At 71.8% G+C, this 23,701-nt stretch carries 20 protein-coding genes, 1 tRNA gene and 1 pseudogene; 13 read left to right on the top strand and 9 right to left on the bottom strand.

The features are described 5' to 3' along the window. Nucleotides 1–177: 177 nt before the first annotated feature. Nucleotides 178–1,347, top strand: a complete 1,170-nt coding sequence (locus tag AB0M11_RS29355) for an SUKH-4 family immunity protein (protein ID WP_365710707.1) — start codon at nt 178–180, stop codon at nt 1,345–1,347. A 39-nt stretch (nt 1,348–1,386) separates the two neighbouring features. Here the strand turns inward: AB0M11_RS29355 and AB0M11_RS29350 are convergent, their stop codons facing one another. Genes AB0M11_RS29350 through AB0M11_RS29340 form a run of 3 tightly spaced genes read right to left on the bottom strand, consistent with a single transcriptional unit; the run spans nt 1,387 to nt 4,129 of the window. Then, nucleotides 1,387–2,097, bottom strand: coding sequence for a response regulator transcription factor (locus AB0M11_RS29350; protein ID WP_365710729.1), 711 nt, complete (start codon nt 2,095–2,097; stop codon nt 1,387–1,389). A 5-nt stretch (nt 2,098–2,102) separates the two neighbouring features. Beyond that, nucleotides 2,103–3,293, bottom strand: coding sequence for a histidine kinase (locus AB0M11_RS29345; protein WP_365710705.1), 1,191 nt, complete (start codon nt 3,291–3,293; stop codon nt 2,103–2,105). Continuing rightward, nucleotides 3,290–4,129: a type II CAAX endopeptidase family protein gene (locus tag AB0M11_RS29340; RefSeq protein ID WP_365710703.1), complete on the bottom strand. Its 840-nt coding sequence runs from the start codon at nt 4,127–4,129 to the stop codon at nt 3,290–3,292. The genes AB0M11_RS29345 and AB0M11_RS29340 overlap by 4 nt, the downstream gene beginning before the upstream one ends. Before the next feature lie 405 nt (nt 4,130–4,534). Here AB0M11_RS29340 and AB0M11_RS29335 point away from each other — a divergent pair, with 405 nt between their 5' ends. Together AB0M11_RS29335 and AB0M11_RS29330 are read left to right on the top strand one after the other, a co-directional pair. Continuing rightward, complete coding sequence (locus AB0M11_RS29335) at nt 4,535–4,906, top strand: DUF3566 domain-containing protein (protein WP_365710701.1); 372 nt, start codon at nt 4,535–4,537, stop codon at nt 4,904–4,906. A 93-nt stretch (nt 4,907–4,999) separates the two neighbouring features. Continuing rightward, nucleotides 5,000–5,303: pseudogene (locus AB0M11_RS29330) on the top strand (tyrosine-type recombinase/integrase); the annotation flags it as partial. Between the two features lie 95 nt (nt 5,304–5,398). Here AB0M11_RS29330 and AB0M11_RS29325 read toward each other — a convergent pair. Both AB0M11_RS29325 and AB0M11_RS29320 read right to left on the bottom strand, forming a co-directional pair. After that, nucleotides 5,399–6,115, bottom strand: coding sequence for a hypothetical protein (locus AB0M11_RS29325; RefSeq protein ID WP_365710699.1), 717 nt, complete (start codon nt 6,113–6,115; stop codon nt 5,399–5,401). A gap of 255 nt (nt 6,116–6,370) precedes the next feature. After that, a tRNA-Cys gene (locus AB0M11_RS29320) sits at nt 6,371–6,442 on the bottom strand. A gap of 174 nt (nt 6,443–6,616) precedes the next feature. Here AB0M11_RS29320 and AB0M11_RS29315 point away from each other — a divergent pair. From AB0M11_RS29315 to AB0M11_RS29300, 4 genes are all read left to right on the top strand, one after another. Beyond that, entirely contained in the window at nt 6,617–8,065 is a 1,449-nt protein-coding gene (locus AB0M11_RS29315; RefSeq protein WP_365710697.1) for an MFS transporter, read from the top strand. Nucleotides 8,066–8,198: 133 nt separating this feature from the next. After that, a complete protein-coding gene (locus AB0M11_RS29310) occupies nt 8,199–10,004 on the top strand; it encodes a DEAD/DEAH box helicase (protein ID WP_365710695.1) in 1,806 nt (601 codons plus the stop codon). Between the two features lie 288 nt (nt 10,005–10,292). Beyond that, on the top strand, nt 10,293–10,934 hold the full coding sequence (locus AB0M11_RS29305) for a helix-turn-helix domain-containing protein (RefSeq protein WP_365710693.1): 642 nt from the start codon (nt 10,293–10,295) through the stop codon (nt 10,932–10,934). Between the two features lie 67 nt (nt 10,935–11,001). Further along, on the top strand, nt 11,002–11,790 hold the full coding sequence (locus AB0M11_RS29300; RefSeq protein WP_365710691.1) for a S16 family serine protease: 789 nt from the start codon (nt 11,002–11,004) through the stop codon (nt 11,788–11,790). Nucleotides 11,791–11,843: 53 nt separating this feature from the next. Here AB0M11_RS29300 and AB0M11_RS29295 read toward each other — a convergent pair whose 3' ends face one another. Beyond that, nucleotides 11,844–12,323 carry an Lrp/AsnC family transcriptional regulator gene (locus tag AB0M11_RS29295; protein ID WP_365710689.1) on the bottom strand — a complete coding sequence of 160 codons (480 nt, stop codon included), beginning with the start codon at nt 12,321–12,323 and terminating at the stop codon, nt 11,844–11,846. Between the two features lie 122 nt (nt 12,324–12,445). Here AB0M11_RS29295 and hppD point away from each other — a divergent pair, with 122 nt between their 5' ends. Beyond that, complete coding sequence (gene hppD / locus AB0M11_RS29290; protein ID WP_365710687.1) at nt 12,446–13,594, top strand: 4-hydroxyphenylpyruvate dioxygenase; 1,149 nt, start codon at nt 12,446–12,448, stop codon at nt 13,592–13,594. Nucleotides 13,595–13,663: 69 nt separating this feature from the next. Here hppD and AB0M11_RS29285 read toward each other — a convergent pair whose 3' ends face one another. Next, nucleotides 13,664–15,157 carry a tetratricopeptide repeat protein gene (locus tag AB0M11_RS29285; protein ID WP_365710685.1) on the bottom strand — a complete coding sequence of 498 codons (1,494 nt, stop codon included), beginning with the start codon at nt 15,155–15,157 and terminating at the stop codon, nt 13,664–13,666. Between the two features lie 91 nt (nt 15,158–15,248). On the opposite strand from AB0M11_RS29285, the gene AB0M11_RS29280 reads away from it, so the two are divergent. After that, nucleotides 15,249–16,655 carry an FAD-linked oxidase C-terminal domain-containing protein gene (locus AB0M11_RS29280; protein WP_365710683.1) on the top strand — a complete coding sequence of 469 codons (1,407 nt, stop codon included), beginning with the start codon at nt 15,249–15,251 and terminating at the stop codon, nt 16,653–16,655. A 39-nt stretch (nt 16,656–16,694) separates the two neighbouring features. Here AB0M11_RS29280 and AB0M11_RS29275 read toward each other — a convergent pair whose 3' ends face one another. Continuing rightward, complete coding sequence (locus AB0M11_RS29275; RefSeq protein WP_365710681.1) at nt 16,695–17,108, bottom strand: SsgA family sporulation/cell division regulator; 414 nt, start codon at nt 17,106–17,108, stop codon at nt 16,695–16,697. A gap of 243 nt (nt 17,109–17,351) precedes the next feature. Between AB0M11_RS29275 and AB0M11_RS29270 the strand changes: the two genes are divergently transcribed. Next, nucleotides 17,352–18,797: an RDD family protein gene (locus AB0M11_RS29270; protein ID WP_365710679.1), complete on the top strand. Its 1,446-nt coding sequence runs from the start codon at nt 17,352–17,354 to the stop codon at nt 18,795–18,797. 306 nt (nt 18,798–19,103) lie between these two features. Continuing rightward, nucleotides 19,104–19,751 carry an RDD family protein gene (locus tag AB0M11_RS29265; protein WP_365710677.1) on the top strand — a complete coding sequence of 216 codons (648 nt, stop codon included), beginning with the start codon at nt 19,104–19,106 and terminating at the stop codon, nt 19,749–19,751. Between the two features lie 89 nt (nt 19,752–19,840). Here AB0M11_RS29265 and AB0M11_RS29260 read toward each other — a convergent pair whose 3' ends face one another. Further along, on the bottom strand, nt 19,841–20,134 hold the full coding sequence (locus tag AB0M11_RS29260) for a hypothetical protein (RefSeq protein ID WP_365710675.1): 294 nt from the start codon (nt 20,132–20,134) through the stop codon (nt 19,841–19,843). Between the two features lie 423 nt (nt 20,135–20,557). Between AB0M11_RS29260 and AB0M11_RS29255 the strand changes: the two genes are divergently transcribed. Together AB0M11_RS29255 and AB0M11_RS29250 are read left to right on the top strand one after the other, a co-directional pair. After that, nucleotides 20,558–22,909, top strand: a complete 2,352-nt coding sequence (locus tag AB0M11_RS29255) for an immune inhibitor A domain-containing protein (RefSeq protein WP_365710673.1) — start codon at nt 20,558–20,560, stop codon at nt 22,907–22,909. A 121-nt stretch (nt 22,910–23,030) separates the two neighbouring features. Continuing rightward, entirely contained in the window at nt 23,031–23,360 is a 330-nt protein-coding gene (locus AB0M11_RS29250; RefSeq protein ID WP_365710671.1) for a hypothetical protein, read from the top strand. The last annotated feature ends 341 nt before the right edge of the window (nt 23,361–23,701 follow it).

Raw genomic sequence — 23,701 nt, 5'->3', positions numbered from 1 at the left:
ACCGGGACGGAACGGACCAGGGCCGCCTGACGTCATTGTCCGCGGGGCGTTGTCAGTGCCTCGGCGTAGTGTTCTGGTCTGTGGGGGGACACCCGTCCGACGGACTCCTCACCGGACTTTCCATCAGACTTCTCATACGACGTGAAATTTTTGAACTCTCTGATCGCGGGGGCGGCGATGAGCACGACCAGCACGACCGGCAGCGGGGCGACGGCGATCACGCTGACCGAGGCCGAACTGGACCGGTACATCACGCACGAACCCACCCGCAGCCGTCTGGCCGGCCCCGGACTGCCCGACGGCGGCGGCCTGCTCACCTTCGAGCCGCTGCGCACCATCGGCCTGCGCACTCTGGCGGACGTCACCGACGGCCCGACCCGGCTCGCGGAGGAGCTCCGGGACCGCCTGGTGATAGGCGAGCTGCTGGCCCCGGCCGGCCTGGACACCGAGTCGATCCTGCTCGACGGCGGCACCGGCGAGATCAGCACCGCCTACCTGATCGACCCCACCGACCCCCGCCCGCTGGCGCCCTCGCTGGAGACGCTGCTGCGCTTCGCCGCGGTCACCGAGGAACTGACGGGCCTGCGCGGCCGTTTCGCCTCCCTCGCCGGGACGTACGGCACCAAGGCGGCGACCGAGGCCTCCCGCAAGCTCCTGGAGCTCTTCGAGGAGGGCACGGCCGGCCGCGTCCCGCCGTACTGGAAGGCGACGGCCCTGATCCGCCCCCTCAGCCTGATCGCGGGCCCCGGCACGGACTCCGGGCTCGCCGTCGACCTGCCGGTGCGGCTGCTGGACCAGGAGTTCGGGCAGGGCCGGGTGGCCCGCTTCGAGGAGGTCGACTTCCCGCCCACGCTCACCCACGAGCCGACCCGCCGCTTCCTGCGCGAGACCGGCCTCCCGGAGGACGGGGTCCTCTTCCACCTCGACCCGGACGCCCCCCTCCCCACCCTCCGGGAGTACTTCACCGACATCCACCCCGGCGGCTTCCCCCTGGACGACCTCCCGGCCCACGCCGACCGGCTCATACGCCTCGGCTACCTGATCGAGGACAACAGCCTCGTGGTGGACGGCACCACGGGCGCCGTCCTCAACTTCTCCGAGCCCGAGGCCGCCCTCTACCCGCTCAACACGGACATCTCCACGCTCGCCTACACCCTCTGGCTCCTGCACCACGAGCGCACCATCGACGAGCACCTGAACCACGAACTCACCACCGAGGCCTACGACCAGCTCGCCGCGACCATGCTCCACACCCTCGCCACCATCGACCCCACCCCCCTGACGACGGACGCCGACTGGCACTACTGGACGGAACTGTTCCAGGACGAGGCGGGCGGGATCCTGTAGCGGCGCCGGGCGCCCCGGGCCGGGGCGGCGGGGGGCCGGTCAGGTCACCAGGCCCCGTCGGTAGGCGTAGACGACGGCCTGGACACGGTCGCGCAGGCCCAGTTTGGCGAGGATGCGGGACACGAAGGTCTTGACGGTCTCCGGGCTGATCACGAGGGCCGCGGCGATCTCGCTGTTCGAGCGGCCGTCCGCGATCAGGCGCAGCACCTCCAGCTCGCGCGGGGTCAGCGGGACGTCCTGCGGTGCCCCGCTGTCGGAGGGCCGGATCCGGGCCGCGTACCGGCCCACCAGCCGGAGGGTCACCTCGGGGTCCAGCAGGGCCGCGCCGGTGGCCACGGTCCGGATGCCGTGCAGCAGCCGGTCCGGGGGCGCGTCCTTGAGCAGGAAGCCGCTGGCGCCCGCGCGCAGGGCGTCGTAGACGTACTCGTCCAGGTTGAACGTCGTCACCACCAGCACCTTCACGGGATGCGGCACCCCCGCGCCGGCCAGCAGCCGGGTGGCCTCGATGCCGTCCAGGACCGGCATCCGGACGTCCATCACCACGACGTCGGGGCGCAGCCGGGCGGCGAGGTCGACCGCAGTCCGCCCGTCCCCGCACTCACCTACCACCGCCAGGTCCGGTTGGGCGTCGATGATCGTCGCCAGCCCGGTGCGGACCAGCACCTGGTCGTCGCAGACCAGGACCCGGACCGGCGCCTCGCCACCGCCACCGCCACCGCCACCGCCGACGGCGGCGGTGCCGCCGGACATCCCGGTCACGCCGGGCTCCCCGCGGGTATCCGGGCCCGGACGACGAAGCGGCCGTCGTCCGCACGCCCCGCACTGAACTCGCCGCCCAGCACGGCCACCCGTTCCCGGAGACCCGCCAGGCCCCGCCCGCTGCCGCCCGGGGACGCCGTGACCGGGGCGGCCCCGTCCGTGCCGACCTCCACGGTGATCTCCTTCCCGCCGTGCCGCACCCGTATTGAAGTGGGGCTGCCGTGGGCGTATTTGAGGGCGTTCGTCAGGGCCTCCTGCACCACCCGGTAGGCCACCAGGTCGGCGCTGCCCGCCGACGGGGTCGGCGTGCCCTCCTCGGTGAACTCCACCGGCTGCCCGGCCCGGCGCGTCTGTTCCACGAGCGTGAGCAGCCGGCCGGCGGGCGGCGTCCTGCTGCCGCCGGTGCTGCCGCCGGTGCCGCCACCGATGTGGGTGCCGTGGTCGGGATTGAGCAGGTCGAGCAGATGACGCAGGTCGGAGATGGCCCGCCGACCGGTGTCGGTGACGGCGGTCAGCGTCTGGTCGAGGCGGTCCGGCGCCGCGGTCAGATACCGGGCCGCCTCCGCCTGCACCACCATCGCCGTCACGTGGTGGGTCACCACGTCGTGCAACTCACGGGCGATGCGCGCGCGTTCGGCGGTACGGGTGTCCTCGGCGACGCGCCGCCGCCGTTCCGCCTCCGCGGCCCGGGTGGAGCGCAGCCACGCCCCGACGCCCCAGGCGAGGACCAGTGCCAGGTAGAACGTCACGAACCCGCTCGCCGTCTCGCCCCCCGACCCCAGCCGGTACAGCGCGACGGCCAACGGCACGTAGGCCGCGGAGAACGCCAGGGCGGTGACCTTTCGGCGCCGTTCCAGATGGGCGCCGGTGCTGATCAGGGCGAGCGGCAGTGCGCTGCCCGCGACCGAGTGGTAGCCGCGCAGCTGGTCGACGGCGAAGCCGAGGCAGACCAGCGCGAGGGAGACGGCCGGCCACCGCCGGCGTGTGGCGAGCGGCAGGCACTCCAGGCCGAGCACCGCGATCGTCAGCGCGCCGAAGGGGCGGGTCGGCACGTCTCCGACCTGGGTCCCCTTGCCGGACAGCGGCGGCAGGAACGACCCGGCCAGGAGCAGCAGCCCGAGCGGCAGATCTCGGACCGTGACGTCGAGCCGGCGCCACCACCCGGGCGCCCGACGGGCACTGATCACCGGTGCAGTGTAGCGACGGCACCGGCCTGGGCGTCCCGGCGCCGACGCGGCATCAGATGCCCTCGCCGTCCGGCGAGCCGGAGGAACGCGGCCGTCACCAGCAGCCCGAGCAGCACCGAGTACAGGCTCGCCTCCGGCCCGAACTGCCCGCCGGTGACCAGCTGCGAGCCGGAGGTGGCGGCGTCCAGCAGACCCTTCTGCGCTCCGCCGCTGCCGGAGACCTCGGTGCCGAAGAGGCCGGACTCGGCGAAGTTCCAGCCGAAGTGCAGGCCGATCGGCAGCCAGAGGGTGCGGGTGGCGGCGTACGCGGCGCCGAGCATGCCGCCGGCCTCGACCGCGATCGCCAGGGCGCCCCACACGGTCGCGTCCTTGTTGAGCAGATGCATCATCCCGAACAGCACCCCGGTGGACACCAGCGCGATCCAGGTGCCGGTGCGCTCCTCGACGATCCTGAACAGCACGCCCCTGAAGAGCAGTTCCTCGGTCACCGCGGCGGCGGCCATGTACCCGACCAACCCCACCGCACCCGTCACCGACCCCGCGCCGTGGACCGTGTAGTCCCCGAGGAAGGCGATGTTCCCGATGACACACGCGAAGGTCACCAGACCGATCAGCGCCCCGCGCCCGAACGCCGCCCGCGCACCGTCCCGCCCCACCTCGCTGCTCGGCCGGTGCTCGGTCCGCCGTACCACCCACCCGTAGACGAGCACCGCGACCACGGCGGTGAGCAGGCCGAGGACCAGGGTGAGGAACCAGTTCCCCTGCACCGCCGCGACGCCCTGCCCCCCGACGAAGGCGACCGCCGCGACCGCCAGGAGCTGCCGGACCAGCCTCATGATGACCCCCTCACAGGATCCGCGGCCGGGCGCCGCGACTGGCCCGAACGCTACGGATCGGCCGCCCCGAGATCGTCACCGCTCAGTGGACACCTGCCGGTAGCTCGCACGGGGGACACCCCCGAACCGATGGCCACCCCTGTCACACACCGTCACCACCGGGGATGCGGGACCGCCCCCCGCCCCCTAACGTCGCAGGTGAGGATGAGCCAAGGAGCGGACATGAGCCGAACCAAGCGCATCAGGACCCGCGGCACGGCCCGAAAGCCGGGGCCCAGGATGACGTCACGCAGGGTGACTCCACCGACGGCGCCCCCTCCGACGGCACCCGAACACGGGTCGCCGCAGCCGGCGCCGCCCCGCGACCACGCCTTCCCGCACGGCCCGCCGCGCAGGCCGACCCGCATGCGCATATCCGTGACCAACCCGTGGTCGGTCACGGTGATGAGCTTCTTCTTCCTCGCGGGCCTCGGAATGTGCGTCCTTGGCGCCGCGCTCGCCACGTCGGTGCTGCTGGACATCGTGGCCCCCGGCGAGTGGCCGACCCCGTGGGAGACGCTGATCATCGCGACGGGCGTCGTCGCCCTTGAGATCCTCCTGGGCACCGTCCTGGCGTGCCTGTGCGGCTTCATGTACAACTACACCGCCCGTTTCAGCGGCGGCGTCGAAGTGGCCCTCACCGGCGACCTCGCCGACCCACCCCCGGCCGCCCAGGCCCTCCGCCTCCTGACCCGCCTCCGCCGCCCCGAAGCCGCCCCCCGCCCCCGGCGGCCATAGCCACACCAACAACCGGGGGCGGCACCCCCTCGGGGGTGCCGCCCTTCCGTTCTGCCTGGTCAGACTCGGTCGGCAGAGCCCCCTCTGCGCATCCGTAGCCCGTCCCACCGCCGGGACTGGACCGAGTGGAAGGCTCTTTTGGCAGAGGTGAAAGTTCGAGACGGGCGTTTGCACGACGCGCGCCACACAGCCGCCACGGTCCTACTCATCCTGGGTGTCCCGGAGCGGGCCGTCATGGGTCTCATGGGGTGGTCGGCCACAGCCATGGCCGCCCGCTATCAGCACATGGTTGATGCCGTGCGCGCCGACGTCGCGAAGCGAGTGGACCGAGATGGGCCAGCCTGATAATGACGATGGTGCGGCTGACTCGCACACACAAGTGAACTGGGAAGGGTGAAAAGGGCGGCTCTCTTCCCGGGCTGCCGCTCTTTTCTTCTGTTGGTCAAGCCCGTCGCCTACGGCCCACGCACTGATGGCTGAGGGTGTGACACGTCAATTTAGACCTTGCGTGAAGTCGAGATTCGCTGGTTCAGTGTTAGGTTCCCCGGTCAATTCTGTAAGTGGGGTATTGTCGCTGACGACTTCAAAGGTGAATGAGTCAAACCAGACGCATCCGCTGCCAATCAGGAAGGCACCTAGGAGAATTATCCTCCCTTCCGGAGGTACGTCGAGTACGATCTCTCTCCTTATCCATCCGCTCGTACCACTCAGCCTTCGGCTCTCCGATGAAGTATTCTCAAAGGCGATGTGATTCCCCTGGGCGTCGACACGCAGCCATATCGCGGCTTGTTCGGTCACGTCCTTTGTGCGCATCAATGCTGAGAGTCGGACTCTCTTCCCAGCGTAGTTGTCAGCCTGAAAGCTCTGCATCAGACCCCCGATACTTCGCGGGTTTGGCCGGGTGGCGCGGATGAACGCACTGGCGGTTCCCGACTGGTGCATGTGATTATCGAGGCCGTAGGTGTGATCCTCGGTTTCGCCTCCGGTGACGTGCCAGCCTTTCGGGAGGGCCGCAGAGTCGAAATCTGAGGTAGGGGACGTGGTGGATGCAGCGACTAGTATCGCCGTCTCGGCCCTGGTTCGTTCCGCCTCAGCGTCGAGCTTGCGGGCTTCGGCGCGTATTCGTTGTCGCGTCGTCAGGTAGGTGATGAGTGCGACTGCTGCGCCGCCGATCCCGGAACTGACGATATTGGACAGCGGAACGGCCATGGTTCCCCCAAGATCGCGCAATCCTTCCTAACGACGAGCAAAGATTCTCATGACTGTGGGCCGCAAGACAGGCCGGACGTTAATCGATCTTCCTGTGCCGCTCGTTGTGCTGGCACAAGATAGTTTGAGGCAGTCGAGCCGAGCTGCACTGATTGCCGGTGGGGCCCCGCGAGTGAGACGGGAACTGAGACGGACGACTGAAAGGGCGGCACCTCAGTGGGTGCCGCCTTTCGTTCTGCCTGGTCAGGCAGTAAGAGGCCGTGGCGGGAATCGAACCCACGTAACTCGCTTTGCAGGCGAGTCCCTGAACCACTCGGGCACACGGCCGTGTGCGTGACTTGAACGTACGGGGCCGCGAGGGAGGGGCTCAAGGGGATCGGCGGGGCTGCAACGGGACTGCCATACGGCGTTCACGAACCGGGGGGTGTACGACCAAGGTCGGAGGCGGGGTGAGGCTTGCGACAGGGGTCAGAGGGGGGATTGGGGCTTACGGTGGTCCGCATGACCGCCCTTGAGCCGAGCGACGCCGTCGTCGCAGACGAGACCACCGCCCACGTCGACGCGGGCGGTGTGCTGGGGCGGTCGTACCGGGCGCTGAGCGTCGGGATCGTGTCCGTCGTCCTGCTCATCGCCTTCGAGGCGACGGCCGTCGGCACGGCGATGCCCGTCGCCGCCCGGGAGCTGGACGGGGTGTCGCTGTACGCGTTCGCCTTCTCCGGGTACTTCACGACCAGCCTCTTCGGGATGGTGCTGGCCGGGCAGTGGTCGGACCGGAAGGGACCGCTGGGGGCGCTGACGGCGGGGATCGGGGCCTTCGCCACCGGGCTGCTGGTGGCCGGAACCGCGCAGAGCATGTGGGTGTTCATCGCAGGACGGGCCGTGCAGGGGTTCGGCGGCGGGCTGGTCATCGTCGCCCTGTACGTGGTGGTGGGACGGGCGTACCCGGAGCGGCTGCGGCCCGCGATCATGGCCGCGTTCGCCGCGAGCTGGGTGGTGCCGTCCATCGTCGGGCCGCTGGCCGCGGGCGCCGTGACCGAGCAGCTCGGGTGGCGGTGGGTGTTCCTCGGCATTCCGGTGCTCGTGGCCCTCCCGATGGCGCTCGCCCTGCCGCAGATTCGGCGCCGGGCCGGCGGGCCGGTGGGGGAGGCGGCCGACGGGGACCGCGGGGGCCGCGGGGCCTTCGACCGGCGGCGGATCCGGCTCGCCTTCGGAATGTCGCTCGGCGCGGGCCTGCTGCAGTACGCGGCTCAGGACCTGCGCTGGCTGTCGGTCGTCCCCGGCCTGCTCGGCGGCGCGCTGCTGGTGCCCGCCGTGCTCGGACTGCTGCCCCGCGGTACCTACCGGGCGGCACGCGGCCTGCCCTCCGTCGTGCTGTTGCGCGGGGTCGCGGCCGGTGCCTTCATCGCCGCCGAGTCCTTCGTGCCGTTGATGCTCGTGACCCAGCGGGGACTGTCGCCCACGCTCGCCGGGTTCTCGCTGGCGGCGGGCGGGGTGACCTGGGCGGCGGGCTCGTGGGTGCAGGCGCGGCCGCGGGTGGAGCCGTACCGGGAGCGGTTGATGACCCTCGGCATGGTGCTGGTGGCGGCGGCGATCGCCGCGGCGCCGACGGTGCTCGTGCCCGGCGTGCCGGTGTGGACCGTCGCCGTCGCCTGGGCCTTCGGCTCGTTCGGGATGGGTCTGGTGATCGCGTCGGCCAGTGTGCTGCTGCTCCGGCTCTCCGCCCCGGAGGAGGCCGGCGCCAACTCCGCCGCCCTGCAGATCTCCGACGCCCTCTCGAACGTCGTCCTGCTCGCCGCGACGGGCGCGGCCTTCGCCTCCCTCGGCGGCGGCAGCATGACAGGGGCGGCCGGCTCCGGTTCCCATCCGGCGGCCTTCGCCGCGGTGTTCCTGCCGATGGCGGGTGTGGCGCTGGCCGGGGCCTGGGTGACGACCCGGCTTCGTGATCTGTGACGTGAGTCCCACCCGGGGGTGCCCCGGCCTGGTCCGCACGTGGACGGCCACGGGGCGCCGGTAGGGTGGCCCGGTTGTCATACGCAGCCGCCCGACCCTCGTGCCCCTCGCGACCCCCCTTACTACGGAGACCGTGACTACCACCGCCGCTTCCCCGTCCTCCTCGCACTCCCACCACCTCTCGCCGGCCTTCCCCGGCCGGGCGCCCTGGGGTACCGCCGGCAAGCTGCGTGCCTGGCAGCAGGCGGCCATGGAGAAGTACGTCCAGGAGCAGCCGCGCGACTTCCTGGCCGTGGCGACGCCCGGCGCCGGGAAGACGACGTTCGCGCTGACCCTCGCCTCCTGGCTGCTGCACCACCACGTCGTGCAGCAGGTCACCGTCGTCGCCCCCACCGAGCACCTGAAGAAGCAGTGGGCGGAGGCCGCGGCGCGGATAGGGATCAAGCTCGACCCCGAGTACAGCGCCGGACCGCTCAGCCGGGAGTACCACGGGGTCGCCGTGACGTACGCCGGTGTCGGGGTGCGGCCCATGCTGCACCGCAACCGCTCCGAGCAGCGCAAGACGCTCGTCATCCTCGACGAGATCCACCACGCCGGTGACTCCAAGTCCTGGGGCGAGGCCTGCCTGGAGGCGTTCGAGCCGGCGACCCGGCGGCTGGCCCTGACCGGTACGCCCTTCCGGTCCGACACCAACCCCATTCCCTTCGTGACCTACGAGGAAGGGCAGGACGGGATCCGGCGCTCGGCCGCCGACTACACGTACGGCTACGGCAACGCGCTCGCCGACCACGTCGTGCGCCCCGTCATCTTCCTGAGTTACAGCGGCAACATGCGCTGGCGGACCAAGGCCGGTGACGAGATCGCCGCCCGGCTCGGCGAGCCGATGACCAAGGACGCCGTCAGCCAGGCCTGGCGTACGGCGCTCGATCCGCGCGGTGAGTGGATGCCGACCGTGCTGCGCGCCGCTGACCAGCGGCTGACGGAGGTCCGCAAGGGGATCCCGGACGCGGGGGCCCTCGTCATCGCCTCCGACCAGGACTCGGCCCGCGCCTACGCCAAGCTCATCCGCGAGATCACGGGCAGCAAGGCGACCCTGGTTCTCTCCGACGACACCGGCGCGTCCAAGCGGATCGACGACTTCAGCGCGAGCGACGACCGGTGGATGGTCGCCGTCCGGATGGTGTCCGAGGGCGTCGACGTACCCCGGCTGGCGGTGGGGGTCTACGCGACGACCATCTCCACTCCGCTCTTCTTCGCCCAGGCCGTCGGCCGGTTCGTGCGCTCCCGGCGGCGCGGCGAGACCGCGTCCGTGTTCCTGCCGACCGTCCCGGATCTGCTGACCTTCGCCAACGAGATGGAGGTCGAGCGCGACCACGCCCTCGACAAGCCCAAGAAGGAGGGCGAGGAGGACCCTTACGCCGAGTCCGAGAAGGAGATGGAGGAGGCGAACAAGGAGCAGGACGAGGACACCGGCGAGCAGGAGCAGTTCGCGTTCGAGGCACTGGAGTCCGAGGCCGTCTTCGACCGGGTGCTGTACGACGGCGCCGAGTTCGGCATGCAGGCCCACCCCGGCAGCGAGGAGGAGCAGGACTACCTCGGCATCCCGGGGCTCCTCGAACCCGACCAGGTACAGCTGCTGCTGCAGAAGCGGCAGGCCCGGCAGATCGCGCACAGCCGCAAGAAACCGGACACCGAGGCCGACCTCCTCGAACTCCCGGCGGAGCGGCGGCCCGTCGTCTCCCACAAGGAGATGATGGAGCTGCGCAAGCAGCTGAACACGATGGTGAGCGCGTATGTGCACCAGAGCGGGAAGCCGCACGGGGTGATCCACACGGAGCTGCGCCGGGTGTGCGGCGGGCCGCCGAGCGCGGAGGCCACGGCGGGTCAGTTGCGGCAGCGGATCGCCAAAGTCCAGGAGTGGGCCACGCGGATGCGGTAGCCGGCCGGGTGCGCTGCGTACATAACGGTTCAAACCGAAGTAGTCCATACCGGTGTCTGACCGGATTCTGGACGGAGGCTTCCGCTCAGCGAACCCGCACCGCTACTGTCCGGCTACGCACACGCCCCGTGGCAGCGCCGCCGCGGAGCGCAGCCGTGAAGCGACTGGGCCCGGAGCCGCCGGGCCGTCCTGCCGATCGGCGGCCTCTGAAGCGCGTCGCTGACGGGACTCGGCGACGCATCCGCCGCGACGGAGGCTGCCGGCCTCACCACCGAAGGAGTGGGCGTCGTGACCGCGGAGACCTCTCAGACGCTCGACCGGGGACTGCGCGTCCTCAAACTGCTGGCCGACACCGACCACGGGCTGACCGTCACCGAGCTTTCCAACAAACTGGGCGTGAACCGGACCGTGGTGTACCGGTTGCTGGCCACGCTGGAGCAGCATGCGCTGGTACGACGTGACCTGGGCGGGCGAGCCCGGGTCGGGCTGGGGGTGCTGCGCCTCGGCCGGCAGGTCCATCCCCTGGTACGGGAAGCGGCCCTGCCCGCGCTGCGTTCGCTCGCCGAGGACATCGGGGCGACGGCGCACCTGACGCTGGTCGACGGGACCGAGGCGCTCGCCGTCGCGGTCGTCGAGCCGAGCTGGACCGACTACCACGTGGCCTACCGGGCCGGGTTCCGGCATCCGCTGGACCGCGGGGCCGCCGGCCGGGCGATCCTGGCCGCACGGCACGCCTCGCGGGACGACCCCGGCTACACGCTGACCCACGGCGAACTGGAGGCCGGGGCGAGCGGGGCGGCGGCGCCGCTGCTCGGGGTGACGGGGGTCGAGGGCAGCGTCGGGGTCGTGATGCTCGCGGACTCCGTGCCGGAGCGGGTCGGGACGCGGGTGATGGACGCGGCACGCGAGGTCGCGGAGGCGTTGCGGTAGGCGCCGGGAGCCGCTCGCGTGCCACCGGAGCGATGGCCTGAACAGGTCGCCGCGTTAGATTGACTCCGTGCTCTCACGTCTCACGCGTCTCCAGGCCGTCGCCGTCTGTGCGGTTCCCGTCGTGGCCCTGATCGGTACGGCCCTCTTCGCGCCGCTGCCGTTCTCGGTGGCCCAGCCCGGACTGACGGCGAACGTGCTCGGGGACAACAAGGGCACCCCGGTGATCACCATCTCCGGGGCGCCCACCCGCACGACCAGCGGGCAGTTGCGGATGACGACGATCGAGGCGACCGGTCCGGACGCGCGGGTCTCGCTCGGCGATGTGATCGACGGCTGGTTCCGGACGGACCGGGCCGTGATGCCGCGCGACTCGGTCTACCCGAGCGGCAACAGCGTCAAGGAGATCGAGCAGCACAACACCGAGCAGATGGAGCAGTCGCAGGACGCGGCGGCCCAGGCCGCGCTGAAGTACCTCCACCTGAGCGCGCACAACGTCAAGGTGACCCTGAAGCTGGCCGATGTGGGCGGGCCGAGCGCGGGGTTGCTGTTCTCGCTCGGCGTCGTCGACAAGCTGGACGGGAACGGCAGCGGGGGCGATCTCACCGGTGGGCGGACCATCGCCGGTACCGGGACCATCAGCGCGGACGGCACGGTGGGCGCCGTGGGCGGGGTCGGGCTGAAGACGCAGGCCGCGCGGCGGGACGGGGCGACCGTCTTCCTCGTGCCGAAGGACGAGTGCGCCGACGCGAAGGCGGAGCTGCCCAAGGGGCTGCGGCTGGTGCCGGTGACCACGTTGAAGGGCGCCGTCTCCGACCTGGTCGCCCTGGAGAAGGGCCGGCAGGTTCCCAGCTGTTGAGCCTCGGGCGCGGGCAAGGCCGAAGGCCCCTTCGGGGCGCTGCCCCGGGGGCCTCAGGTGCCTTCGCTGTCCGCCGCCGCCTGTTCCACGAGGGGGATGATCCGCAGCGGAACGGGGTTCTCCATGACGATCGCCGTGGAGGCCCGGACGATGCCCTCGAACCCCACGACGCGGTCGATCACCCGCTGCAGGTCGGAGTTGGAGCGGGCCACCAGACGGCACTGCATGTCGCCGGTGCCGGTGGTGGTGTGCAGCTCCAGCACCTCCGGCACGGTCGCCAGGTGGGCGCGCACGTCCGGACCCTGCCCCTGCCGGATCTGCAGGGTGGCGAACGCGGTGACCGGGTAGCCGAGGGCCGCCGGGTCCACCTGGGGGCCGAACCCCTGGATCACCCCGTTCGACTGCAGCCGGTCGAGGCGGGCCTGCACCGTCCCCCGGGCCACCCCCAGCCGACGGGACATCTCCAGGACCCCGATGCGCGGCTCCCGGGCCAGCAGCACCAGGATCCGGCCGTCGAGTCGATCGATCGCCATGGGCCGCCTCCGGATGGTCACCTTGTACAGAAAGTCGAGCGATAACGCCGTCTGGTCGAGCATATTGCCCAGCCGGACCGGCATCTATTGCGCACCTTGTCGAGCCGGTTCACCCTTCGGTCATGACGCAGACCACACAGCACGCTCCCGCTGCGACCACCCGGCAGGCCGACCCCTTCCCGGTCAAGGGAATGGACGCGGTCGTCTTCGCCGTGGGCAACGCCAAGCAGGCCGCGCACTACTACTCCACCGCCTTCGGCATGCGGCTGGTCGCGTACTCCGGACCGGAGAACGGCAGCCGTGAGACCGCCAGCTACGTCCTGGAGAACGGCTCCGCCCGGTTCGTCCTCACCTCCGTCATCAGGCCGGAGACCGAGTGGGGCCGCTTCCTCTCCCGCCACGTGGCCGAGCACGGCGACGGGGTCGTCGACCTCGCCATCGAGGTGCCGGACGCCCGCGCCGCCTACGCGTACGCCGTCGAGCACGGTGCGCGGCCGGTGGCCGAGCCGTACGAACTCAAGGACGAGAACGGCACCGTCGTCCTCGCCGCGATCGCCACCTACGGCGAGACCCGCCACACCCTCGTGGAGCGCACCGGGTACGACGGCCCGTACCTGCCGGGGTTCGTCGCCGCGTCCCCGATCGTCGAGCCCCCCGCGCGCCGCACCTTCCAGGCCGTCGACCACTGTGTGGGCAACGTCGAACTCGGCCGGATGAACGAGTGGGTCGGCTTCTACCACCGCGTCATGGGGTTCACGAACATGAAGGAGTTCGTGGGCGACGACATCGCCACCGAGTACAGCGCGCTGATGTCGAAGGTGGTCGCCGACGGCACCCTCAAGGTCAAGTTCCCGATCAACGAACCGGCGATCGCGAAGAAGAAGTCCCAGATCGACGAGTACCTGGAGTTCTACGGCGGGGCGGGCGTCCAGCACATCGCGCTCAACACCAACGACATCGTCGAGACGGTACGGACCATGCGCGCGGCCGGCGTCGAGTTCCTGGACACCCCGGGCAGCTACTACGACACCCTCGGCGAGTGGGTGGGCGACACCCGGGTGCCGCTGGACACCCTGCGCGAGCTGAAGATCCTCGCCGACCGGGACGAGGACGGCTACCTCCTGCAGATCTTCACCAAGCCGGTCCAGGACCGCCCGACGGTCTTCTTCGAGATCATCGAACGCCACGGCTCCATGGGCTTCGGAAAGGGCAACTTCAAGGCCCTGTTCGAGGCGATCGAGCGGGAGCAGGAGCGGCGCGGCAACCTCTGACCCCCGGCCCACGGCGGTGGCGTGTCCCGGCGGTGCCCGACCGCCGGGGCCGCCGCCGCTGCCCTGCCGCTACTGCGGCGGCTCCTCGTTCGGCGGCTGGTCGCCCAGGGCCGTGAGGGCGGTGCGGGCCGCCGGGGTCTGCAGCGGGGAGAAGTACGGGTTGGTGCGCAGGGCGTCCTGGAGGTGGCGGCGGGCCGGGGCTTCGAGGTCCAGGTCGCGTTCGATCATGCCCCGGTGGAAGGCGTACGGCGCGCTGCGCACCCCGCCGCCCTTCGTCGAGTCCGTGGCGATCGAGGCGTAGCGCAGCGCCTCCTTGTCGTCGCCCGCCCGGTGCAGGGCCCAGCCCAGGGCGTCGGCGACCTCGATGCCGGGCTGGCGCTCCCACTCGGCCGTCAGCCGCTCCACCGCCTCCTGCGGTTCCCCGTGGTCCGCCTCGTACTGCCCGATCACCAGATCGTCGTCGACCCCGGCCTCCATCTCCCGCCGCACCTGCTTGCGCATCAGCTCGTACTGCGCCTCCGCCTGCCGCCCCATCCCCAGCGACTCGTACAACTCGCCCAGCTCCAGAGCGACCTGCGGAGTCGGCCGGTGCGCGAGCGCACCCTGGTACGCGGTCAGCGCCTCCTGCGTCCGGCCCAGCGCGGCCAGCGCCCGCCCCTGCCCGGCCCGCGCGGCCGGCTGGTCGGGGTCCAGGCGCACGGCCGCCGTGAAGTGCCGCAGCGCGTCGTCCCGGTCGCCCCGCTCCCAGGCCAGCTGCCCGGCCTGGCACAGATACGCGGCCTGCTCGGCCGGCGTCAGGGCGGCCGCCGCCGCGTCGGTCACCTGGGCCACCGCGTCCTCGCGCCAGCCCCGGTCCCGGTACACCGCCGAGGCCCGTGCCATCACCGCCGGCTTCACGCCCGCCCCGACCTTCAGCGCCGTCAGCTTGTCCAGCGCGGACCGGGCCGCCTTGTAGTCGCCGAGCCCGTTGTACGCGTCGATCAGCACCGGGTACGCCGACCACCGCTTCGGCGCCGCCTTCAGCGCCTCCTCACCGAACCGCCTGGCCTCCGGGAAGTCCCGGCGCGCCACCGCCAGCCCCGCCAGTGCGCCCAGCGCCTCGGCGTTGCCCTGGCCGGCCGCCTTGAGGGAGGTCTGCAGCGCGTGTTCGGCCCGGGGATAGTCGCCCGTGTCCGCGGTCCGGCGCGCCCGCTCCAGATACGCGGCCCCGAGCGCCGCCCAGGCCGTCGCGTCCTTCGGCTGCGCCCGCACCCGCGCCTCGCGGGCGCCGATGAGCGCGGTGAGGTCGGGCAGCGCGGCGGGCAGTCCGTTGAGGACGGCCGTCTGCGCCGCCGCGAGGGCCGCCGCCCGCGCGGCCGCCTGGGCCCGCGGTCCGGCGGCCGGGGCCGGTGCGGCCCGGTGCGGCTCGCGCGGCCGCAGCAGCAGCGTGCCGCCGGCCGCCACCGCGCCCGCCAGCGCCACGACCAGCAGCCGCCGCGTCACCCGGCGGCGGCGGCGCCGCGGCGCCGGTTCGGCGAGCAGTGAGGTGGCGGGTGAGGACGGTCGGTCATCCAGCGCGCACATGACTCACACTGTGCGTCAATATGACGACCGCGTCCGTGCGGCCCAAGGAGCGGGGCGTGGGGTTCACACCGATGGCCCCTGGTGCGACGCTGTGATCATGAGCCGTATCGAAGCGCCTCGGGACGAGGCCACCAGCAACCTCACCGACCGGCTCCTCGCGGGTCTGCCGGCCGACGCGGTCCTCGTCGATCCCGACGTGACCGCCTCCTACGCCAACGACATGGCGAGCTTCTGCCCGGCCGGCGTCCCGGCCGTCGTCGTGCTGCCGCGCACGGTCGAACAGGTCCAGCACGTCATGCGCGTCGCCACCGAGCTGCGCGTCCCGGTCGTCCCGCAGGGCGCCCGCACCGGCCTGTCCGGCGCGGCCAACGCCACCGACGGCTGCATCGTGCTCTCTCTGACCAGGATGGACCGCATCCTGGAGATCTCGCCGGTGGACCGCATCGCGGTCGTCGAGCCCGGCGTCGTCAACGCCGCCTTCTCCCGCGCGGTCGAGGAGCACGGCCTGTCCTACCCCCCGGACCCTTCCAGCTGGGAGATGTGCACGATCGGCGGCAACATCGGGACGGCCTCGGGCGGCCTGTGCTGCGTGAAGTACGGGGTCACCGCCGAGTACGTGCTCGGTCTGGACGTGGTCCTCGCGGACGGGCGGCTGATGTCCACCGGCCGCCGGACCGCGAAGGGGGTCGCGGGGTACGACCTGACCCGGCTGTTCGTCGGCTCCGAGGGCTCGCTCGGCATCGTCGTGCGGGCCGTGCTCGCGCTGAAGCCGAAGCCGCCCCAGCAGCTGGTGCTGGCCGCCGAGTTCGCCTCCGCGGCCGCCGCCTGCGAGGCGGTCTGCCGGATCATGGAGGGCGGCCATGTGCCGTCCCTGCTCGAACTGATGGACCGTACGACCGTGCGGGCGGTCAACGAACTCACCCGCATGGGCCTGCCCGAGTCCACCGAGGCCCTGCTGCTCGCCGCCTTCGACACCCCGGACCCGGCCGCCGACCTCGCCGCCCTCGGCAAACTCTGCGAGGCCGCGGGCGCCACCCAGGTGGTCCCGGCCGACGACGCCGCCGAGTCCGAACTCCTCCTCCAGGCCCGCCGGTCCTCGCTCGTCGCCCTGGAGGCCGTCAGGGGTACCACGATGATCGACGACGTGTGCGTGCCCCGCTCCCGGCTCGGCGACATGATCGAGGGCGTCGAGCGCATCGCCGCCAGGCACCGGCTGACCATCGGGGTCGTCGCCCACGCGGGCGACGGCAACACGCACCCCACGGTCTGCTTCGACGCCCAGGACCCCGACGAGTGCCGGCGCGCCCGCGAGTCCTTCGACGAGATCATGGGCCTCGGCCTGGAACTCGGCGGCACCATCACCGGTGAACACGGCGTCGGCGTGCTGAAGAAGGAGTGGCTGGCCCGGGAGATCGGGCCGGTGGGGGTGGAGATGCAGCGGGCCGTCAAACACGTCTTCGACCCGCTGGGCATCCTCAACCCCGGCAAACTGTTCTGATCCCGCACGCCTGCGTACGGCTCCCATCGGGCGGGGCCCTCACTGGGCGAGCAGCTGGTCGAGCGCCTCGTCGATCCCCAGCCGCCCGGCCTCGCTGCCCGGGGGCACCACCCGCAGAGTCCGTTCCAGCCAGGCGGACACCTGGGCGGTCGGCGCCTCGAGCAGGGCGTCTCCGTCGGGTGAACTCAGCGCCATCAGCACGACGCTGCGGCCCTCCGCCTTCGTCGGCCACACCCGCACGTCCCCGTGCCCGCTCGGCCGGAACACCCCCTCCACGAGCAGGTCGCGGGCGAAGGTCCAGTGGACCGGGCACGCGGAGGTGACGTGGAAGCCGACGTGGACGGCGTACGGGTCGTCGGAGCGGTAGGTCAGCCGGGCCGGGACCGGGATGCTCCGCTCGGGGGACAGGATGAGCCGCAGCTCCAGCTCGCGTTCGACCACGGTGTGGGACATGGCGTTCGGTTCCTCTCTCGGTCGGTCGTGCGGGCGCCCGCGGGTGGGCCCGTACGGGGGGAGAGCGGCTGGGGGGCGCGCGCATTACGCGGGTTCCGGAAGATTTTTTTCCGATGCGGTGAAGGGGGTGTACACGGCTGCCCGGAAAGGGGCGGGTCCTGCGGGACTGGCGGTGACGGGCACCCGCGTCTGATAGATGTGGAGGCTCGCACTTCACCCCCGAGCAGATACGGGATGACGGACATGACCGCCCCAACCCCGGCACCCGGTGACGAACGGCCTCGCGAGGGCTACTACCCGGACCCGTCCATCCCCGGCTACGTCCGCTACTGGAACGGCGCCGCGTGGGTGCCCGGCACCAGCCGCCCGGCCCCGTCCGACGGCGAGCCGCTCGTCGCCCCGCCCGGCTCCCGACCCGCGGCTCCCGCTGTCCCCGCGGGCCCCGCCCCGGTGGCTCCCGGGGCCTCGGCGGTCGAGGAGACCGGCCCGCACTTCTTCGACGAGGACCCGCGGCCGGACGGCGCCTCCGGCTGGCAGGCCGAGGGCAGCGCCTGGGGCGGCGACCCCCGGGCGGCCGGCTCCCCGGCCGGCCCCGACGGCCGGTCGCCCCGCACCGACGGCACGCCGACCCTGCCGCCGGCGGACCAGGACGACGTCGACTCGGGCGGCACGTTCATCTTCCGCAGACCGACGGTCGGCCCCGCGGGAACCCCGTCGGCGGCCCGGCCGCCCCTGGACGACGGCACGCTGACCTTCCGTCCGATCCGCGACGAGAGCGCGCCGACCCCGGGCGCCGGTGCGGCCGGTGCGGCCGGTCCGGGTGGTGCGGGCGCCGGTGGCAGCACCGGCGCCGCGGCCGGTTTCGGGGCGCAGGGCCCGGTCGGCGCGCCCGGCGCCTCCGGCACCGCGCCCCCCGGCTTCGGCGCCGGAAAGGCGGCCGCCGCCCGCGCCGCCGCAGGCCAGACGCCGCCCGGCCCCGCCCCGGCATCCCAGGCCGCCGCCCAGTCCGCTGTCCCCGCCGTCCCCCCACAGCAGTCCGCCGCGCCCCGGTCCCCGATGGCTCCCGCCACCCCCATGGCCGTCGGTGCCGGGGGCGGCCAGGCCTCCTGGGCGCAGCAGGTGCACCAGCTCGCCGGTGACCAGCCGGTCGCCCCCTGGAAGCCCCCGGTGGAGGACCCCTTCCAGGCGGCCGCCCGGCGACAGGCGGCCGCCCGGCCCGCCGGGCTCGGCAGGCGGTTCGCCGCGCGGCTCGTCGACAGCCTGGTCGTCGGCGCGGTGACCGGGGCCGTCGCCGTACCGTTCGGGACCAGGGCTGCCGACCACGTGCAGGACAAGATCGACGCGGCGAAGCTGTCCGGCCGTACCGAGACCGTCTGGCTGCTCGACGGCACGACCGGCCTGTACCTCGGGATCGTGCTCGGCGTCCTGCTCCTGGCCGGCGTCCTCTACGAGGTGCTGCCCACCGCTCGATGGGGCCGCACGCTCGGCAAGAAGCTGTTCGGCCTGGAGGTGCGGGACATCGAGGGCCACGAGCCCCCCGCCTTCGGCGCCGCGCTGCGCCGCTGGCTGGTGTACACCGTGCCCGGACTGCTCGGCATCGGGATCGTCGGCGTCGCCTGGTGCCTGGTCGACCGCCCCTGGCACCAGTGCTGGCACGACAAGGCGGCGCACACCTTCGTCGCGGGCTGAGCGCATTGCTGAGGGCGCCGGGACGGGCCGTCGCTCGTCTGCGGCGCCGTCGTGGCTGGTCGCGCAGTTCCCCGCGCCCCTTCGGGGGCGGTGCCCCCGGCCCCTTCCGGGTGCTGATGGCGCCGGGACGGGCCGTCGCTCGTCTGCGGCGCCGTCGTGGCTGGTCGCGCAGTTCCCCGCGCCCCTTCGGGGGCGCTGCCCCGGGCCTCTTCGGGGGGCGCTGCTCCCGGCCCCTTCCGGGTGTCCCGTCCCCCGTACGGCCGCTCGCCGGGTGCGGGTCCGGTCGCTTCGCGGTGCACTCGGGCCATGAGCACCGAACCGCCCCCGCCCCCGGGCTCAGGAGAGCCGCCGGAAGACGATCCGTTCCGCAAACAGCCGCCGCCCTCCTACGGCGGCGGCCCCTCCGGAGCGGGCGGCGGCCCCTACGGGGGCGGTGCCGGCGGCGGTCCCTACGGCGGCGGCCCGTACGGAGCGGGCGGCTACCCGGCAGACCCGCTCGCCGGGATGCCGCCGCTCGCCGACAGCGGCAAGCGGACCCTCGCACGGATCATCGACATGATCCTGGTGGGCATCGTGGTCGCCCTGCTCACCTGGGCGTTCGGGGTGAGCGAGTACCAGGTGAACGGCGACCGGATCTCGGCGGGCCGGTCCCTGGCCCAGTCGATCATCGCCGTGGTCCTGTTCGTCGCCTACGACACCCTGCTGATCGCCAGGTCGGGGCAGACCCTCGGGATGAAGTGGCTCGGCATGCGGGTCGCCAACCTGTCCGACGGCGCCACGCCCACCGGCCAGACCTCGCTGTTGCGCGCCCTCGTGCTGTGGGTGCCGTTCGCCTTCTGCTGCGCCTGCGTGTGGACGGTGATCTGCGGCGGCTGGAGCTACTTCGACAAGCCGTACAGGCAGGGCCTGCACGACAAGGCGGCGAAGACGGTGGTGGTCAGCACCCGCGCATAGCGGGGCCGCGGCCGGGCACCAGGGGGCGCACAAGCAGTCGGCGGGTCCGTCAGTTTCACGGATCCGCCGACTTCACCGGTGCGGGTACGTCAGGGCGCGGTGGGCTCCCGGACGGGTTCGGCCGTGGCGGCGGCCACGGTCTCCCGGTGCACGGGGACCCGCACCTCGGGCGGTGCGGCGGGGGCGGGCCGGGACTGCGCGACCGTGCGCGGCCGGGGCAGCGGCACCGTCATGGCCACCAGCAGTCCCAGAGCGAGCGCGGCGAGCGCGATGACCGCGATCCCGATGCCCGAACTCGTCTGTGACAGCAGCAGCATGGCGAGCGTCGAGCAGATCACGGTGCACGAACCGTAGACGAGCTGTGCCGGGGTCGGACGAGGCATGGCAATCGTGTCCTCGGGAGATGTGGAGGTGAGACGGGGAGCCGGCCTTGGTTTCCACCGGCTTCCGGACGTTCCACCGTTCGACTCTATTCGCGTGCATGCCCGAGCGGAACGACCGGTAAGCGTGACCTAACCCACGGTACCGGTGCACAGGGGGCGCACGGTCGCATGGCATACGGCAACCAGCGGCATATGCGCGCCGGTTGAGGGGGCCACTTCGGGGGTAGCGCGCGGCCCGGCGTCCGTAAAGCGAACTTCCGCTCCGCATAGTGCAGTTGAACGCTCTGAGTCAAGGTCTGTCTTTTCTCGTAAACCAGTAGTCAAATGTCGTCACTTGAATCGACGCGTTGAACGTGCGCGCACGGACCCCCAACCATGACCCGGTCCTCGTTCCCGTGCGCGCGGCGCGGGGGAGGAACTCAAGTGACCAGCAGACCCTGGACGTTCAGAGCGATCGCCGTCGGCGTGACGCTCGCGACCGCCTCCGTGGGCTTCGCCACCTTCGCGGTCGCGGAGGCCGCGATCCCGGCGGCGACCAGCACCACCGTCCACCGGCACGACCCGGCGACGAAGCAGGAGGAGCACGACCTCGACGGCCCTCTGAGCAAGACCCAGGAGGCCCAGCGCCAGGAAGCCCTCGACCAGGTCATATCCGGCAAGGCCCAGGTCAAGGAGCGGGACGGATCCAAGGTCGTCCAGCTCAAGGGCAAGAAGGGCGACAGCAAGTACGTCGAGCTCGGCCGCGAGAAGACGGACAGGATCTTCACGATCCTGGTCGAGTTCGGCGACCAGAAGGACCCGCGGTACGGCGGCACGGACGGTCCGCTGCACAACCAGATAGCCGAGCCGGACCGCACCAAGGACAACTCCACGGCGTGGCAGGCGGACTACAACCAGGCCCACTTCCAGGACCTCTACTTCGGCACCGGCAAGAACACCGAGTCGCTGAAGAAGTACTACGAGAAGCAGTCCTCGGGCCGCTACTCGGTCGACGGTGAGGTCACCGACTGGGTCAAGGTCCCCTACAACGAAGCCCGTTACGGCAACAACGCCTGCGGCTCGACCACCTGCTCCAGCGTGTGGAACCTGGTGCGCGACGGCCTGAACGCCTGGGTCGCCGACCAGAAGGCGGCCGGCGAGTCCGACGCCGCCATCAAGGCCGACCTCGCCCAGTACGACCAGTGGGACCGCTACGACTACGACGGCGACGGCAACTTCAACGAGCCCGACGGCTACGTCGACCACTTCCAGATCGTGCACGCCGGCGAGGACGAGTCCGCGGGCGGCGGCGCGCAGGGCACGGACGCGATCTGGGCCCACCGCTGGTACGCCTTCGGCACCGACGCCGGCGCCACCGGCCCCGCGGGCAACAAGCTCGGCGGCACCCAGGTCGGCGACACCGGCATCTGGGTCGGCGACTACACCATGCAGCCGGAGAACGGCGGCCTCGGCGTCTACGCCCACGAGTACGGCCACGACCTCGGTCTGCCGGACGAGTACGACACCAACGGCGGCGACAACTCCACCGGTTTCTGGACCCTGATGTCCTCCGGCTCCTGGCTGGGCACCGGCAAGGAGGCCATCGGTGACCTGCCCGGCGACCTGAACGCCTGGGACAAGCTGCAGCTGGGCTGGCTCAACTACGACGTGGCCAAGGCCGGCACGAAGTCCAGCCACAAGCTGGGCGTCGCCGAGTACAACACCAAGGACAAGCAGGCCACGGTGGTCACCCTGCCCGACAAGGCGGTCACCACCACGGTGGTCACCCCGGCCCAGGGCTCGACCCAGTGGTGGAGCGGCAGCGGCGACAACCTCAAGAACACGCTGACCCGTGACGTCGACCTGACCGGCAAGTCCTCCGCGACCCTGAACCTCGACGGCTGGTACGACATCGAGTCGGGCTACGACTACCTCTACACCGAGGTCTCCACCGACGGCGGTGCCAACTGGACCGCCCTGGACGGCACGGTGAACGGGGCGGCCATCCCGCGCGACGGCAGCGACAAGCCGGCGCTCACCGGTTCGGTCGACGCGTACACCAAGCTGTCGTACCCGCTGGACGCCTACGCGGGCCAGAAGATCCAGCTCCGCTTCCGCTACCAGACCGACGGCGGGGTGGCGCTCAAGGGCTTCGCGGCCGACGAGATCACCCTGACGGCGGACGGCGCCACCGTCTTCTCCGACAACGCCGAGTCCGCGGACGCCGCCTGGACCGCCGCCGGGTTCTCCCGCATCGGGGCGTCCTTCACCAAGGACTACGCGCAGTACTACATCGCGGAGAACCGCCAGTACGTGTCGTACGACAAGACCCTCCAGACCGGCCCGTACAACTTCGGCTTCTCCACGACCCGTCCGGACTGGGTGGAGCACTACCCGTACCAGAACGGCCTGTTGATCTGGAAGTGGGACACCTCCGAGGCGGACAACAACACCAGCGTCCACCCCGGCACGGGCCTCATCCTCCCGGTCGACTCGCACCCGACGGCGCTGAAGTGGTCCGACGGCACGGTGATGCGCAACCGCGTCCAGGCCTACGACTCGCCGTTCAGCCTCTACGCGACGGACGGCATCACGCTCCACAAGGCGGACGTGGCGACCAGGATCAGGCAGTCCTCCGGGGTGTCGGTCTTCAACGACCACAAGAGCGACTACTACGACGCCTCGAACCCGACCGGCGCTGTCAAGATCACTGACACCAACACGAAGATCAACATCGTCACCGAGGCCCGAGACGGCTCGACGATCTCCCTCCAGGTCGGCCCCGCGGTGAAGTAGTCCGCATTTCCGCAGGTCAGACACGTATCGGCGGTGACCCCTTGGCGGGTCGCCGCCGCTCGTGCTTAGGTGCGTCCTGTGGCTTTCTTATTGACACCGACGCGCACGGGGATGTGACCGCATGGCCGCAGGAGGGTTCTGCAAGCTGCCGAACGGCAGGGTGGTGGTGGCGCTGAACCTGCCCAGTCCGACCACCCCGGACAGCTCGTCCGTCGTCCGCGTCCTGGTCCACGCCCAGAACCGCGCCCGAGCCCTGACGCGCCTCAGGAACCTGGGCATGCGAGCGGTCTACCTGCGGGGCAACGCCGCCCCGCCGACCCCGGACGAGATCACCGCCGTCCTGCACCACCCCGACGGCCTCATATGGCGAACGGCGCCCGACAACGGTGTCACCCCCCTGGAACTCTGGCGCCCGATCACCTCCCTCCTCCGCCGCCCAACCCCAGCGTGAGGACCCCAGGGGCGCGGGGAACTGCGCGGCCAGCCCCCACCGGCCCGCAGGCGCCCACCGCCCGGTTCGGCACCGCCGAATTCCGCCGTCGTGGTTGAGCGCCGCTGCGGCGGGGTGAGGGATGAGCGGGACTGGGGTGGAGGTACCAGTGCCGGGCAGGGCGGCCGCCCCAGGGGCGCGGGGAACTGCGCGACTGGCCCCCACCGGCCCGCAGGTGCCCTACCGCCCGGTTCGGCACCGCCGGAATCCGCCGTCGTGGTTGAGCGCTGCTGCGGTGGGGTGAGGGATGAGCGGGACTGGGGTGGAGGTACCAGTGCCGGGCAGGGCGGCCGCGCCGGGGG

The sequence above is a fragment of the Streptomyces sp. NPDC051987 genome (assembly GCF_040680735.1).
Lineage (GTDB): Bacteria > Actinomycetota > Actinomycetes > Streptomycetales > Streptomycetaceae > Streptomyces.
Note: the sequence above shows the minus strand (reverse complement) of the source record. Positions and strands in the feature narration are given on the sequence as shown.